The sequence below is a fragment of the Pseudomonas cichorii genome, from assembly GCF_019719005.1.
GTDB classification, from domain to species: Bacteria; Pseudomonadota; Gammaproteobacteria; order Pseudomonadales; family Pseudomonadaceae; genus Aquipseudomonas; species Aquipseudomonas cichorii_E.
In genome coordinates, this window is record NZ_JAIGPJ010000009.1 from 148081 (window position 1) to 163039 (window position 14959).

Annotated in this window: 15 protein-coding genes; 8 read left to right on the forward strand and 7 right to left on the reverse strand. The window is 59.1% G+C overall.

Features of this window, described 5'->3' with window-relative positions; translation table 11 throughout:
* Nucleotides 1–6: 6 nt before the first annotated feature.
* Nucleotides 7–678 (reverse strand): TetR/AcrR family transcriptional regulator, encoded by a 672-nt coding sequence (locus K5D32_RS09800; protein WP_221577121.1) that lies wholly within the window; start codon nt 676–678, stop codon nt 7–9.
* Nucleotides 679–844: 166 nt separating this feature from the next.
* On the opposite strand from K5D32_RS09800, the gene K5D32_RS09805 reads away from it, so the two are divergent.
* The 3 genes from K5D32_RS09805 (at nt 845) to K5D32_RS09815 (ending at nt 3235) form a co-directional block, all read left to right on the forward strand.
* Nucleotides 845–2254 (forward strand): coniferyl aldehyde dehydrogenase, encoded by a 1410-nt coding sequence (locus K5D32_RS09805; RefSeq protein WP_221600085.1) that lies wholly within the window; start codon nt 845–847, stop codon nt 2252–2254.
* 158 nt (nt 2255–2412) lie between these two features.
* Nucleotides 2413–2895 carry a pantetheine-phosphate adenylyltransferase gene (gene coaD, locus K5D32_RS09810; RefSeq protein WP_025258126.1) on the forward strand — a complete coding sequence of 161 codons (483 nt, stop codon included), beginning with the start codon at nt 2413–2415 and terminating at the stop codon, nt 2893–2895.
* Between the two features lie 88 nt (nt 2896–2983).
* Nucleotides 2984–3235 carry a YfhL family 4Fe-4S dicluster ferredoxin gene (locus tag K5D32_RS09815; RefSeq protein ID WP_025258125.1) on the forward strand — a complete coding sequence of 84 codons (252 nt, stop codon included), beginning with the start codon at nt 2984–2986 and terminating at the stop codon, nt 3233–3235.
* Nucleotides 3236–3267: 32 nt separating this feature from the next.
* On the opposite strand, the gene K5D32_RS09820 is transcribed toward K5D32_RS09815, so the two are convergent.
* From K5D32_RS09820 to K5D32_RS09830, 3 genes are all read right to left on the reverse strand, one after another.
* Nucleotides 3268–3606 (reverse strand): multidrug transporter, encoded by a 339-nt coding sequence (locus tag K5D32_RS09820; protein ID WP_221577123.1) that lies wholly within the window; start codon nt 3604–3606, stop codon nt 3268–3270.
* A 94-nt stretch (nt 3607–3700) separates the two neighbouring features.
* Nucleotides 3701–4513, reverse strand: a complete 813-nt coding sequence (gene mutM / locus K5D32_RS09825) for a bifunctional DNA-formamidopyrimidine glycosylase/DNA-(apurinic or apyrimidinic site) lyase (RefSeq protein ID WP_221577124.1) — start codon at nt 4511–4513, stop codon at nt 3701–3703.
* A 45-nt stretch (nt 4514–4558) separates the two neighbouring features.
* Complete coding sequence (locus K5D32_RS09830; RefSeq protein ID WP_221577125.1) at nt 4559–5425, reverse strand: HDOD domain-containing protein; 867 nt, start codon at nt 5423–5425, stop codon at nt 4559–4561.
* Nucleotides 5426–5615: 190 nt separating this feature from the next.
* Between K5D32_RS09830 and K5D32_RS09835 the strand changes: the two genes are divergently transcribed.
* A complete protein-coding gene (locus K5D32_RS09835) occupies nt 5616–6812 on the forward strand; it encodes a class I SAM-dependent rRNA methyltransferase (RefSeq protein ID WP_221600087.1) in 1197 nt (398 codons plus the stop codon).
* Nucleotides 6813–6988: 176 nt separating this feature from the next.
* Here the strand turns inward: K5D32_RS09835 and K5D32_RS09840 are convergent, their stop codons facing one another.
* Nucleotides 6989–7447 (reverse strand): REP-associated tyrosine transposase, encoded by a 459-nt coding sequence (locus K5D32_RS09840; RefSeq protein WP_221600089.1) that lies wholly within the window; start codon nt 7445–7447, stop codon nt 6989–6991.
* A 280-nt stretch (nt 7448–7727) separates the two neighbouring features.
* Between K5D32_RS09840 and ilvD the strand changes: the two genes are divergently transcribed.
* Nucleotides 7728–9575, forward strand: a complete 1848-nt coding sequence (ilvD, locus tag K5D32_RS09845) for a dihydroxy-acid dehydratase (RefSeq protein WP_221600091.1) — start codon at nt 7728–7730, stop codon at nt 9573–9575.
* A gap of 78 nt (nt 9576–9653) precedes the next feature.
* Here ilvD and K5D32_RS09850 read toward each other — a convergent pair whose 3' ends face one another.
* Nucleotides 9654–10709, reverse strand: coding sequence for a haloacid dehalogenase-like hydrolase (locus tag K5D32_RS09850; RefSeq protein WP_221577128.1), 1056 nt, complete (start codon nt 10707–10709; stop codon nt 9654–9656).
* Between the two features lie 210 nt (nt 10710–10919).
* Nucleotides 10920–11432, reverse strand: a complete 513-nt coding sequence (locus tag K5D32_RS09855; protein ID WP_221577129.1) for a dihydrofolate reductase — start codon at nt 11430–11432, stop codon at nt 10920–10922.
* 103 nt (nt 11433–11535) lie between these two features.
* Here K5D32_RS09855 and K5D32_RS09860 point away from each other — a divergent pair, with 103 nt between their 5' ends.
* The 3 genes from K5D32_RS09860 to K5D32_RS09870 all read left to right on the forward strand — a co-directional run bounded on the left by K5D32_RS09860 (nt 11536) and on the right by K5D32_RS09870 (nt 14876).
* On the forward strand, nt 11536–12915 hold the full coding sequence (locus K5D32_RS09860; protein ID WP_221600093.1) for a DUF2868 domain-containing protein: 1380 nt from the start codon (nt 11536–11538) through the stop codon (nt 12913–12915).
* Entirely contained in the window at nt 12908–14284 is a 1377-nt protein-coding gene (locus tag K5D32_RS09865) for a GTPase/DUF3482 domain-containing protein (protein ID WP_221600095.1), read from the forward strand. The genes K5D32_RS09860 and K5D32_RS09865 overlap by 8 nt, the downstream gene beginning before the upstream one ends.
* Nucleotides 14285–14420: 136 nt before the next feature.
* Complete coding sequence (locus K5D32_RS09870; protein ID WP_025258115.1) at nt 14421–14876, forward strand: YkgJ family cysteine cluster protein; 456 nt, start codon at nt 14421–14423, stop codon at nt 14874–14876.
* The last annotated feature ends 83 nt before the right edge of the window (nt 14877–14959 follow it).

A 14959-nucleotide genomic window follows, 5' to 3' on the forward strand; every position in this document is an offset into this window, starting at 1 on the left:
TTGCTCTCAGCCGCCTTCCCCAAGCACCTTGGGCAGAGGCGTGTAGAAAGCCTCACACAAGACACTGAACTCATCACGGGCTTCGGCGCTGATGTAGCCATACTCCAGCATAAGCACCTGATAGACGCCGCGTCGAATGGCATCTTCGTTCAAGTGCGTGGAATGTTCACGTGTGGTGCACAGGAAACGCACCCAGGAGGTTAGGATGATCCAGGTATTGAGGGTCAGCGATTCAAGCTGCGCCTTGTCCATGTTCAGGACACCAGCCTCGACGAAAGCACTGTAAATCGCCATGGCCTGGGTCAGGGAGCGCTGAGAAAAACGCCGATAGCGGGTCGCCATTTCCGGGTCGCAAGCCAGCAGGTGCTCAAGGTCGCGGTGCAGGAACCGATAACGCCACATGCCGTCGAGTATCGCCAGCAAGTAGTTACGCTTGTCTTCAACCGTCAGCTGCCGCCCCTTGGGAGGAAACAGAAAACCATCCACCAACGCTTCATACTCGTTGAACAGCGAGGCGATGATCGCCTGCTTGTTGGGGAAGTGGTAGTAGAGATTACCCGGAGAAATTTCCATGTGAGCGGCAATGTGATTGGTGCTTACGCTACGCTCACCCTGCTGATTGAACAGCTCCAGACTGACCTGCACGATACGTTCACGGGTTTTGATACGTGGAGCCATACTCAGCTCGATCCCTCGGGTATGTTGATAGGGAATGGTAGCGCAAGCGGTCGGCATAGATGCAGTGATGTGCGTGAAACCTCAGGGACAAGGGGGACACAGGCCATTTGACTTTATAGAGCAATAGCTCTAAAACACTCGAAAAATCCAGCAAGGAACGCCCCACATGCCTGACGCCCCGTCTTTTTCCAGCGAACTGGAACACACGTTCGCTCTACAGCGCCAGGCGTTCGCAGCCAACCCGATGCCCTCGGCAGCACAACGCTCGCAGTGGCTCAAAAGCCTGGGTGAACTGATCAGCGACCACCGTCAGGCATTGATCGACGCCATCAGCAACGACTTCAGCCACCGCAGCGCCGACGAAACCCTGCTGGCCGAGTTGCTGCCAAGCCTGCTGGGCATCCGGGATGCGCGCAAACGACTCAAGCACTGGATGAAACCCTCGCGCCGCCATGTAGGCCTGGCCTTTCAACCTGCCTCGGCCAAAGTGGTGTATCAGCCTTTGGGCGTGGTCGGGGTTATCGTGCCCTGGAACTACCCGCTGTTCCTGGCCATCGGCCCGCTGATTGGCGCACTGGCCGCCGGCAATCGGGTGATGCTCAAGCTCAGCGAATCCACACCTGCGACGGGTGACCTGCTCAAGCGCCTGTTCGCCCGGATCTTTCCCGAAGACCTGATCGCTGTGGTGCTGGGCGAAGCCGATGTGGGCATGGCCTTCTCCAGACTGCCGTTCGATCACCTTCTGTTTACCGGCGCGACCAGCATCGGCAAGCATGTGATGCGTGCTGCAGCGGAAAACCTGACGCCGGTCACGCTGGAACTCGGCGGCAAGTCTCCCGTGATTGTGTCCGCAGATGTCCCGCTCAAGGACGCCGCCGAGCGCATTGCATTCGGCAAGACCTTGAATGCCGGGCAGACCTGCATCGCACCGGATTACGTACTGGTACCGCAGGATCGGGTGCAGGGTTTCGTCGAAGCCTACAGGCAAGCGGTCCTGGGCTTTTACCCGACACTGGCTGACAACCCGGATTACACGGCAATCATCAATCAGCGACAATTGGCGCGACTGAATCACTACCTGGAAGACGCCACCAGCAAAGGCGCTGAGGTAATCGCCTTGTACGATCAGGGACAGGCGCAGCGCATGCCGTTCAGTCTCTTGCTCAACGTCAGCGATGACATGCTGGTCATGCAGGATGAGATTTTCGGGCCGCTGCTGCCTATCGTGCCCTACAGGGATCTCGATGAAGCCTTTGCCTATATCAATCAGCGCCCTCGTCCGCTGGCGCTCTACTACTTCGGCTACAACAAGGCCGAGCAGCAAAAAGTGCTGGAGCAGACTCATTCCGGCGGCGTCTGTCTGAACGATACGCTGATGCATGCGGCTCAGGACGACTTGCCCTTCGGGGGCGTCGGCCCTTCAGGTATGGGCCAGTATCATGGCCGGGAAGGTTTTCTGACCTTCAGCCAGGCCAAAAGCGTGTTTATCAAGCAACGCTTCAACGCGGCGCGTTTAATTTACCCGCCGTACGGTAAAGCCATTCAGAGACTGGTCTACAAGGTGTTCTTGCGCTGAATAGAGCCCTGCTGATGGCCATTGAGATGCCATCAGCCTGATAAAAAATCGCCGATAATCGGCACAATAAAGCCTCACTGGCTACACCTCGACTTGGCCCACCGGGGCGGCTGCGATAACATCCGAGTCCCCAACCGGACTCCGACCAGGACGACGCGATGAACCGAGTGTTGTACCCAGGAACCTTCGACCCTATCACCAAGGGCCACGGCGATCTGGTCGAACGCGCCTCGCGCCTGTTCGACCAAGTGGTCATTGCCGTTGCTGCCAGCCCGAAGAAAAACCCGCTGTTCCCTCTGGAGCAGCGTGTAGAGCTGGCACGAGAAGTCACCAAACACCTGCCCAACGTCGAAGTCGTAGGCTTTTCGACCTTGCTTGCCCAGTTCGCCAAGGAGCAGAACGCCAACGTATTTCTGCGCGGCCTGCGGGCGGTTTCGGATTTCGAGTATGAATTCCAGCTGGCCAACATGAACCGACAACTGGCACCGGACGTCGAGAGTCTGTTTCTCACTCCGTCGGAACGTTATTCGTTCATTTCTTCGACGCTGGTCCGTGAAATCGCTGCGCTGGGCGGTGATATCAACAAGTTCGTGCACCCGGCCGTGGCCCAGGCACTGACCGATCGCTTCAAACGCTCGTAACGTCGAGGTGCATCGAAGGCGCTAATGCGGCACAATTCGCCGCATTGGTTTTCATACGCCCCGGTACACCCCGCGGCTGGAGTGTTTCATGTCCCTTATCATCACTGACGATTGCATCAACTGCGACGTCTGCGAACCCGAGTGCCCGAACGAGGCCATTTCACAGGGTGAGGAGATCTACGTGATCAACCCGAACCTGTGTACCGAATGCGTCGGTCATTACGACGAGCCTCAATGCCAGCAGGTCTGCCCTGTGGATTGCATTCCGCTGGACGAAAATCGTGTCGAAAGCAAAGACGAGCTGATGACCAAATATCGCCTCATCACCGGCAAGGCATAGTCTTCAAAGGCTGGTGACACAAGCGCTCTGCATCATTCCTGCTTGCCATATCCATCGCCGGTGCAGCCCAGGCACCTGACGAATGCCGCCTTGCCCGGATCGACCACCAGCGCCTTGCCCGTTGCGCCCAGGTTGCCGCCCGCGGCTGCGAAAGGTGCAGCAATCACGAACAGCCCCGCACCGACGATGGTCGCGGCAATCAGCAATGGGCGAGCAATGATCAGGTCGCCGACCATGGCAAAAGCGGGCGGGGTCTGGATGCTGTAGACCGGATCACCACTGCCTGGCGGCAGGTCGGCAGCCACGGCAGGTAAAGCCTGTAACCCGACGAGCAGGGTCAGGGTGGCGGCGATAATACGAAACGGGCGCATGGCTTGGTCCTTCAGGTGTCGCAGGTTGGAGTGCTGATAACTATAAACAGCACTGGGGCTTAAGCAAGCGGCGCAGTATTTCAAGTATTGAGGATCAGGTCTGGCATTTAGGGCAGTAAACGCTTGCCCGCTGCCCCAGCTTGACCTCACGCAAGGTCGTGCCGCACACCTTGCAGGGCTGCTCGCCACGGCCGTAGACAAAAAGCTCCTGCTGGAAATAGCCAGGCTTGCCGTCGCCACCGATGAAGTCGCGCAAGGTCGTGCCGCCGCGTTCGATGGCGTAGGCCAGGATGCGCTTGATCTCGACGGCCAGCTTCAGATAGCGCGCACGGGAAATACCCTTGGCCTCGCGTCGCGGGTCGATACCGGCAGCAAACAGCGCTTCGGTCGCATAAATATTGCCCACGCCGACCACCACCGCGTTATCCATGATGAAAGGCTTAACCGCGATGGACTTGCCTCGGGAGCGCTCGTAAAGGCGCTCACCGTCGAACAGATCCGTCAACGGCTCCGGCCCCAGTCGAACCAGAAGCTCGTGGCTGTGGGGCTCAAGGCTCCAGAGCATGGCACCGAAACGGCGCGGATCGGTGTAGCGCAACGCCATACCGGACTCCAGCTCGATATCCACATGCTCATGCTTGAGCGCAGGCAGGCCAGCTTCGACCAGACGCAGATTACCCGACATCCCCAGATGACTGATGAGCGTTCCGACTTCGGCCTGGATCAGCAGGTATTTGGCCCGTCGGCCGACTTCCACGATCCGCTGCCCGGAAAGGCGTACATCGAGGTCTTCGGGGATGGGCCAGCGCAAACGCCGGTCCCGCACGATCACGCGGCTGACACGCTGCCCTTCCAGATGGGGAGCAATGCCACGGCGCGTGGTTTCGACTTCAGGTAATTCAGGCATGGATAACTCGGTGATGCAAAAGAGGAAAACCGGCAGCGGGCAGGATCAGTTGGCGCCCAGCTCACGAATGCTTTCCTTGAGGTATTCGAAGTCATACTCGGACAAGCCGACATAATCCAGCACCAGATGACCGATGCTGTTCCACTCGTGGTCTTCGTCCTGATTGCCCAGCACTCGGCAGGACTCACAGATATGCTCGGCCATTTTCAGGGGAGCCAGGAGATTCTTGAGTGCGGCATTGCGGCTCGTATCATCCTCGAAGATCGCCAGGGCATTGTGATGGTTGGCGATAGCATTGCAGACATGTTCCGGCAAACGCCAGGACTTGGCAGTGAAATAGCCGACAACGGCATGATTGGTGTCGAACCTGCTGTTTTCGGTATCCACGATCCGGCAATCGGGACCGGCCTTGGCATAAGACTCTTCCAGCACCGGCATATAATCCGGAAAGCGCTTGAGCATCAGCGGAATCCCGCAGTCATGGAACAGACCCAGTGCGTAGGATTCGTCCACGGTTTGCGAGCCGATTCGCTTGGCCAGGGTCAGACTGGTGATTGCCACGTCCTGGGCACTGTCCCAGAAACGATTGAGCGTCACGATGGTTTCGTCGCTCATCTCGCCCTTGATCGACTGCGCGTTGATCAGGTTGATGACGGTGCGGCTGCCCAGCAGATTCACGGCTTTCTGGATCGAGGCGATCTTGTTGGACAGACCGTAATGCGGAGAGTTGACGATCTTGAGCAATGCGCCGGAAAGCCCAGGGTCCTGGGAAATCAACCGCGCAATCACCGCCAGATCAGGATCAGGCATGTACTGCTCCATCTGCAGATCCACCATGATCTGAGGCTGCGGAGGTACGCTGATACCCTGAAGGGCTTGCTGTATCTGCTCGGGGGTCAACTCTTCGGACATAGAAATTTACTCAAGGCCATATCAGGATTCTGCCCGCTTAATGAGAATCGGTCCACCCGCTCGTGGGCAGAAGGCTATGACTTTAGCCAAGTTTCATCATTTGCCTCGATTGATGAGGTTAATTGACGGGATGCCCCTCCAATAATCCAATCACAGGCTATAATCCCGCTCTTTTTTCCGGAGCGACGTCATGTCCCTGCCTAGCCTGCGCCTCAAAGCCAACGCCGACCGTCGCCTGCGCGCCGGCCACTTGTGGGTCTACAGCAATGAAATCGATGTAGCCGCCACCCCACTGCACGGTTTTGCAGCAGGTGACCAGGCGTTGCTCGAAGCCGCCGGCGGCAAGCCACTGGGCATCGTCGCCATGAGCCCCAACAACCTGATCTGCGCCCGCCTGCTGTCACGGGACATCAAACTGCCGCTGGACAAATCGCTGCTGGTTCATCGCCTGAACGTGGCACTGTCCCTGCGCGATCGCCTGTTCGACAAGCCCTTCTATCGCCTGGTCTACGGTGATTCGGACTTGCTGCCGGGTCTGGTGGTCGATCGTTTCAACGACATCCTCGTGGTGCAGTTGGCCTCGGCCACCATGGAGCACCACAAGGAAGACGTGATCGCCGCCCTGGTGCAGGTGCTCAAGCCTAGCGGCATTCTGTTCAAGAACGACTCGGCTGCCCGTGACGCCGAAGGCCTGAACCGCTATGTCGAAACCGTATATGGCGCAGTGCCGGAATGGGTTGCACTGGAAGAGAACGGCGTGAAGTTCGAGGCCCCTGTCATGCAGGGCCAGAAAACCGGCTGGTTCTACGACCACCGCATGAACCGCGCCCGTCTGGCCCCTTACGTCAAAGGCAAGCGCGTACTCGACCTGTACAGCTACATCGGCGGCTGGGGCATCCAGGCGGGTGCTTTTGGCGCCAGCGAAGTCACCTGCGTCGACGCCTCGGGCTTTGCCCTGGACGGCGTGGAGCGCAACGCTGCCCTGAACGGCTTCGCCGAAAAGATCACTTGCATCGAAGGCGACGTGTTTGAAGCCCTTAAAGAGCTGAAAGCCGGTGAAGAACGCTTCGACGTGATCGTGGCCGACCCGCCCGCCTTCATCAAGCGCAAGAAAGACCTGAAGAACGGCGAAGGCGCCTACCGTCGCCTGAACGAACAGGCCATGCGCCTGCTCAGCAAGGACGGCATCCTGGTCAGCGCCTCATGCTCGATGCACCTGCCAGAAGACGACCTGCAAAACATCCTCCTGACCAGCGCCCGCCACCTGGACCGCAACATCCAGCTGCTGGAACGCGGCAGCCAGGGCCCGGATCATCCGGTACACCCGGCAATCGCCGAAACCCGCTACATCAAGAGCATCACCTGCCGGTTGTTGCCTAATAGCTAACGCGGGCAGTAAAAAGTAGGAGCGCGCTTGCCCGCGACCGGCTGCGTAGCAGTCGTAAATTTGCGAGCGCTTCGCACTCGATCGCGGGCAAGCACGCTCCTACACCATCCTCTGTTTGCTGCGCGACAGCGCGGCGCCAAGGCGGCGGGTGATCCCCTACATTGATCTGTGTTTTGTCACAGCCACACCGCATCCCACAGCGGATAATCTCCAATCTTGCCTACCAATCCAGCCCTCAACGGATTGGCTACGATATACCTCGCAATACTCTGCAAATCCTCCTCACGCCTGACCGCCCTGTCGTGATAGCCCTTCTGCCATATACGCGGCTGAACGCGACCTGTCGCCATAAGTGCCCGGGAACTTCCCGATTTCACACGACGCATCAATAGCCCCAGACTGCCTGACTGCAACTCGACCAGCCAATGAAAGTGGTCTGGCATTACAACCCAAGCCAGCGAATGCGCTCTTCCCTCTTGCTGAGCCTTTCGGAACTCATCCACTAGCAAGCGCCCTGCTCGCCAGTCATCGAATATTTGACGACGCTCATGAACGACGGATGTCAGCAAATAAATACGTCCGGTTTCTGAATACCGCCCTTTTCGCAAATCAGCTCCATGATTGACGATAGACACACCACACCTCGTCCCTGATGAGTACAAAGCAGATTAGTGAAGTCTCTAAACATCCCACCCCGATTAGCTGTTCAGGATGTGTCCGCAAGCCCGTCGACCCGTGTAGAATCGACGCTATTCATCGCCAGTCATCCCCCGGCGGGTTTATGAGCTCAGGCCGAGTGCACGGTGATCCCGTGGTGTTCGGTTTCTTCGCTGCGTCCGGTCACTGCCGTTTGCGTGTAGCGTCAATAGAAGCTCACTCCCCTTACTGATTAGCCTGTTTTGCCGGAGTGCTCCAATGCCTGATTACCGCTCGAAAACGTCCACCCACGGCCGCAACATGGCCGGCGCACGTGCCTTGTGGCGCGCCACGGGCATGAAGGACGAAGATTTCAAGAAACCGATCATCGCCATCGCCAACTCGTTCACCCAGTTCGTACCAGGGCATGTCCACCTCAAGGACATGGGCCAACTGGTCGCCCGGGAAGTGGAACGCGCAGGCGGCGTGGCGAAGGAATTCAATACCATCGCCGTGGATGACGGTATCGCCATGGGTCACGACGGCATGCTGTATTCGCTGCCGAGCCGCGAGATCATCGCCGACTCCGTGGAATACATGGTCAACGCCCACTGCGCCGACGCCATCGTCTGTATCTCCAACTGCGACAAGATCACCCCTGGCATGCTGATGGCGTCGTTGCGCCTCAATATCCCGGTGATCTTCGTGTCCGGCGGCCCGATGGAAGCCGGCAAGACCAAACTGGCCAGCCACGGCCTGGACCTGGTCGATGCCATGGTCATCGCGGCCGACTCCACCGCCAGCGACGAAAAAGTCGCCGAGTACGAGCGCAGCGCCTGTCCGACATGCGGTTCATGCTCGGGTATGTTCACTGCCAACTCGATGAACTGCCTGACCGAAGCGCTGGGCCTGGCATTGCCGGGTAACGGCTCGACACTGGCAACCCACAGCGACCGCGAGCAACTGTTCCTGACCGCTGGCCGCACCATCGTCGAGCTGTGCAAGCAGTATTACGGCAACAACGATGAGTCGGTTCTGCCGCGCAATATCGCCAACTTCAAGGCGTTCGAAAACGCCATGACGCTGGACATCGCCATGGGCGGTTCCACCAACACCATCCTGCATTTGCTGGCCGCCGCCCAGGAAGCCGAAATCGATTTCGATCTGCGCGATATCGACCGCCTGTCGCGCAACGTTCCGCAACTGTGCAAAGTGGCGCCGAACATCCAGAAGTACCACATGGAAGATGTACACCGCGCAGGCGGCATCTTCAGCATTCTGGGCTCGCTGGCCCGTGGCGGCCTGCTGCATACCGATCTGCCGACCGTACACAGCAAGACCCTGGCAGAAGGCATCGCCAAATGGGACATCACCCAGACTGACGACGAAGCCGTGCATACCTTCTTCAAGGCAGGCCCCGCGGGCATCCCGACGCAAACGGCTTTCAGCCAGTCGACCCGCTGGCCGAGCCTGGACGACGACCGTGAAAACGGCTGCATCCGCAGTGTCGAGCATGCCTACTCCCAGGAAGGCGGTCTGGCCGTGCTGTACGGCAACATCGCGCTGGATGGCTGCGTGGTAAAAACCGCAGGCGTGGACGAGTCGATCCATGTCTTCGAAGGCAACGCCAAGATCTTCGAGAGCCAGGACAGCGCTGTGCGCGGCATCCTCGCCGACGAAGTGAAAGCGGGCGACATCGTGATCATCCGTTACGAAGGCCCGAAAGGCGGCCCGGGCATGCAGGAAATGCTGTACCCGACGTCATACCTGAAATCCAAAGGCCTGGGCAAAGACTGCGCCCTGCTGACCGATGGTCGTTTCTCGGGTGGCACCTCGGGCCTCTCCATCGGCCACGCTTCACCGGAAGCGGCTGCAGGCGGCGCAATCGGCCTGGTACGCGATGGCGACAAAGTGCTGATCGACATCCCGAACCGCTCGATCAACCTGCTGGTCAGCGATGAAGAGCTGACTGCGCGTCGTGCGGAACAGGACAAGAAAGGCTGGAAGCCTGTGGAAGTGCGCCCACGCAAAGTGACCACCGCCCTCAAGGCCTACGCCCTGCTGGCCACCAGCGCCGACAAAGGCGCTGTACGTGACAAGGCACTGCTGGACAAGTTGGTGCCATAAAAGCTGCAAGCTACAAGTCAAAAGCTGCAAGTCAAAAGCTTGCGGCTTATGGCTTGCAGCTTATAGCTACGCTTCCCCTTACTGAATCTCTTCCGGCTTGACGATCACCCAGTTCTTGTCGGCAGTCACTGGCAACCCTTCCCTGGCCTGAGCTTCGGCGTTGCTCTTGATCATGCCTTCCATCTGCTTCATGTACTTGTCCTTGCGGTTGATCCACAGGTGTACGCCGCCTTTATTGACGTCCACGCCATGGAACAGCATGTAGCCGTCGCTGGTTGGCGTATCGCCAGCCACCAGGACCGGTTTCTTCCATTGGTCGATGTACGTCAGGATTGCCGCTTGCTTGCCTGCCATCCAGGTAGCCGGTGTCCATAGATAAGGCGTCAGCTCAAGACCAAGGTTGCTCTTCTCGTCGTATTTGCCAGCAGTGATCTGCTTGCGGGCAGTGGTCAGCTCGCCGGTTTTCCGGTCCTTGAGCAACATGGTCACGCCAATGACATTCTGCGGTTTGACGTTGTAGCCATACTTGGGATCGGAAGCGACCATGCGCACCAGCTCTTCGGAAGCAGCGGTCATGACATAGACCTCAATGCCGTTTTCCATCAGCTTGTTGAACAGCTCTTTCTGGCCGGTAAAGATTCGTGGAGGCTCGACGTCGAGCTTCTTGACCACATCGCCGTCGTAATAAGTCGCCGGGATCGGCTTGCCCGATGCCATCAGTTCGTCGACGTAACCTTTCAGCTCAGCGAGGGTGAAGCCGGAGAACACTTGCGCCACCCATGGATAGCAGACCATGTCATCCAGTTCGCAGAGGCGGTAGTAGTAACTGAACAGGCTTTCCTTGTGTTCGGCGGTGTCCTTGAAGGGAATCAGCTTAAGAGACGGGTCCAGCTTCTCGCGGGTGATCAGCCCCTTGTTTTCCATGTACGGCAGCAGCGACTCTTCGAGGTCGAAGCGATAGCTGGTGTTGTCCATGTCAAAGACTGCGTAATTACCCTTGTTGGCGTTGGCAGCGATCATGGTGTCCAGCGCCTTGGCAGCAGGCTCCGGCCAGTGTTTCAGATCAGTGGCGAAGGCCTGGCTGGCAAGACCCAGGCACAGAGCGGCGGCGAGTATTTTGGGTGCGAACTTCATCTATGGTTTCCCCCGATAAATGTATAGGGCCGACCGTAGCAAAGTGGTGTTACGATTTTCTTGTGTGAACGACCCCGCGTGTTCTGACGGCGTCATGTACGCAATGGTTCGCGACAGGGATATTTGATTGCGACATTTTTGTGACAGTTACGCGCTCGTCACGAGCGATTCATTCCAGTCGCACAGGAACGAATCACCCGCGAACACGGCTTAGCGCCGCTCCCAGACCTCAAAACTGTAGGCTGGCTTTTCATCCTGCGCCGGGATCGGATTTTCGGAGACCAGCGCCCACTCGGCCGCATCGAACTCAGGAAACCAGGCATCGCCTTCAGGGTTCAGCGCCACGCGAGTGAGGTAGAGACGGTCGGCATCAGGCAGGCCTTGCGCATAAAGCTGCGCGCCGCCAATCAGCATCACTTCATCGACGCCCTGCTCCTGCGCCCATTGCTCGGCGCGCACCACGGCGGCTTCCAGGGAAGCAAAGACTTCAGCGCCTTCAAGCTGCAGATCAGCCTGACGACTGACCACCAGATTCAGGCGACCGGGCAGTGGCCGCCCCAGGGAATCCCAGGTCTTGCGACCCATGATGATCGGCTTGCCAAGGGTCGTGGCCTTGAAATACTTGAAATCCCCCGGCAAATGCCAGGGCATGGAATTGTCGACGCCGATCACCCGGTTTTCACCGAGGGCGGCAATCAGGCTGAGAGGGAGATGTTTTTTCATGGGCGCGAGAATAGCAGAGCAACGGAACTCATAGACACCGCATAGGCCCTAAGCTTCACCGCAACGGTTATGCTTTGTGCAGATTTTATTGAAGAGACGCTGTGTGATTGCTCTGACCCCACTCGACACCCTTTGGCTGACCGAAGCTGTACGCCTGCGAGAAGAACAGGCAGGCCTTCTTGAGGACCAGGAAGCCAACCGCCGCGCCCGCGCCGCCGAGGGTGACCTGAGCAGCCGGATCAGGCTGCGCGCACTGTGGCTGGCTGAACGTGATGGCATGGTCAACGCCCTGCATCACTGGAAGCAAGGCGCTCGCCTGGCTTTGATTGCACTGGCTGTCATCGCGGTTTTCAGCGGCGCGGGCCTGGCCTTTGCAGCCATGGGCAACGGACAGGCACCGGTCAATGTGTTCTGGGCATTGGGCAGTCTGCTCGGGCTGAATCTGGTGCTGCTGATCAGTTGGGCGCTGGGACTGATATTCACCGGGCGCAGCAGTTCGGGCCTGGGCCGGCTCTGGCTGTGGGCCAGCGAAAAACTCGCTCGCGACGCACAGGCCGCCCAACTGGCTCCTGCGCTGATTGTGCTGCTGCAACGTCAACGTCTCAATCGCTGGGCGCTTGGCTTGCTGGTCAACAGCCTGTGGCTGGTTGCCTTGCTCAGCGCCATGGTCATGCTGTTGATGCTGATGGCGACGCGGCGCTACGGCTTTGTCTGGGAAACCACCATTCTGGGCAGCGAAACCTTCGTCAGCCTGACGCAGACACTGGGCATCATTCCGGCCATGCTGGGTTTCAGCACGCCCGATGAGCTGATGATTCGCGCCAGCGGCAATGGCGTACTGAGCCTGGAAAATGCCCGACAGGCCTGGGCTTCCTGGCTAGTGGGCATCCTGCTGGTCTTCGGCATCGTGCCACGCCTGATTCTGGCGCTGTTCTGCCTGTGGCGCTGGAAGCGTGGGCGCGCAACTCTGAAGCTGGATCTGGAGTTGCCCGGCTACCAACAGTTACGCGAACGCCTGATGCCCAGCAGCGAGCGTCTGGGCGTCAACGATGCCGCGCCGCCGCAGTTGCATCGGATACAACCCAACGCGGGTACTGCCAACAGTGAAGGCGCCTTGCTGGTCGCCATCGAGCTGGACGATCAATACCCATGGCTTCCACAACTGCCGACGGGCGTAGCCGATGCAGGTGTGCTCGACAGCCGCGAATCCCGGCAGAAGCTGCTGGAGCAACTGACTCACTACCCACCGGCACGACTGCTCATTGCATGCGATCCGCGCCGCTCGCCGGATCGCGGCAGCCTGGCATTGATTGCCGAACTGGCCAGATACGCCGGCCTGACTCGTATCTGGCTATTACCCGCACCAGCCGGTCAGACACTTGATCCACAACGCCTCAATGACTGGCACGCTGCCCTGCAACAACTGGAGCTGACGTGGAGCGAGGGTTCGCTGGTGAACTGGCTGGAGACAGGCAATGACTGAGCCCCGCGCACTCAAGCTGGCCGTCGTCGGCCATACCAATGTCGGCAAGACCTCACTGCTGCGCACCCTGACTCGGGATATCGGTTTCGGTGAAGTCTCCCATCGCCCCAGCACCACACGTCATGTAGAAGGTGCGCGCCTTTCGGTCGAAGGTCAGGCGCTGCTTGAGCTCTACGACACGCCCGGCCTGGAAGACGCGATTGCCCTGCTCGACTATCTGGAACGCCTGGACCGGCCTGGCGAACGCCTGGACGGCCCTGCCCGACTGGCGCGTTTTCTGGAGAGCAGCGAGGCACGCCAGCGCTTCGAGCAGGAGGCCAAGGTATTGCGTCAGTTGCTCGACTCGGACGCAGGCCTGTACGTGATCGATGCCCGAGAACCGATCCTGTCCAAATACCGTGATGAGCTGGCGGTACTGGCAAGCTGTGGAAAACCCTTGCTGCCGGTATTGAATTTCGTCAGCAGCCCGCAACAGCGTGAGCCGGACTGGCGTGAGGCGCTTTCGCGTCTTGGCCTGCATGCGCTGGTGCGTTTCGACAGCGTGGCACCACCGGAAGATGGCGAGCGCCGGCTCTATGAAAGTCTGGCCTTGATGATGGAAAGCGCTCGCCCGCAACTGGAGCGCCTGATCGAGGACCAACAGGCCCAGCGCAAGGCCCGACGGCACAGCGCGGCGCGGCTGATTGCAGAGATGCTGATTGATTGCGCAGCCTGTCGGCGCAGCGTGAACACCGATGCGCAGCAGGAACAGAAGGCTATCGAAGAACTGCGCAAAGCCATTCGCCAACGCGAGCAGCGTTGCGTCGAAGCGCTGCTCAAGCTGTATGCCTTTCGCACCCAGGACGCCTCGGCGGCCGACTTGCCGCTACTGGATGGCCGCTGGGGTGATGATCTGTTCAACCCTGAAACCCTCAAGCAAGTGGGCGTACGTGTCGGCGGCGGCGTGGCGGCAGGTGCTGCGGCCGGAGCCGGCGTCGATCTGCTGGTCGGCGGCATCACTCTGGGGGCCGCGGCACTGGTCGGTGCCATTGCGGGGGGAGCACTGCAAACTGCCCGCAGTTATGGCGGACGATTGCTAGGCAAACTCAAGGGGCAACGGGAACTGACCGTAGACGATGCAGTGCTGCGACTGCTCGCGCTCCGACAACAACACCTGTTACAGGCGCTGGACGTGAGGGGCCATGCAGCCATGGACAGCATCGAAGTGAGCGAGCCTCAGGACAAGGCCTGGCGCGAAGGTAAACTTCCCGATGCCGTGCACAAGGCACGGGCACATCCGCAATGGTCATCGCTCAACCCCGGCGCAAAATTGAGCCAGGCCGAACGGCAGGAGCAGATCGAGAACCTGGCAAACTCGCGGATCGTGTAAATGCCGTCGCGGCCAAGGCCCCTCCCACAAACCCTTGAAGGTGACACCGGCAGTCGCTTCACTCATTTTTGCCTACGCTAAACCCGCAAGCCCCGGTATGATCGCGCGCCCGATACACCCGGAAGCCTGAACCGAAATGAAATCCACCTTGATCGCAGCCGCAGAGATCGACCGTCTCGATACCTGGGCCAAGTACTCCAGCCATATGTGCGGTGGCTGCATTTCCAGCTGCTGCACCTTGCCGGTAGAAGTGAAGATCAAGGATCTGATCCGCATCGGCATCGTTGACGAGTTCGAGAAAGACGAGCCCGCCAAGAACATCGCCAAGCGCCTGCAGAAAGAAGGGATCGTCGAGCGCTTCAACCAGAAGTCCGGGATCTTCACCTTGCAGCGCATGAGCAACAACGATTGCCTGTATCTGGATCGCAAGAGCCGCCTGTGTACCATCTATGAAAAGCGCCCGGACACCTGCCGCAACCACCCGAAGATCGGCCCGCGCCCTGGGTATTGCGCGTACAAGCCAAAGGCAGTCGAGCGTCAGAACAGCGGCGCGCTGAACTCGAACTCGGGTCGCGTACCGCTGAAGTTCTGATCGACAGCTTGCGTAGATACTCTGTTCACGGTCAAGCTTTTAGCCGGTATTTTTCGCTAAAAAGCTTGGCCGTGTCGAAGTCT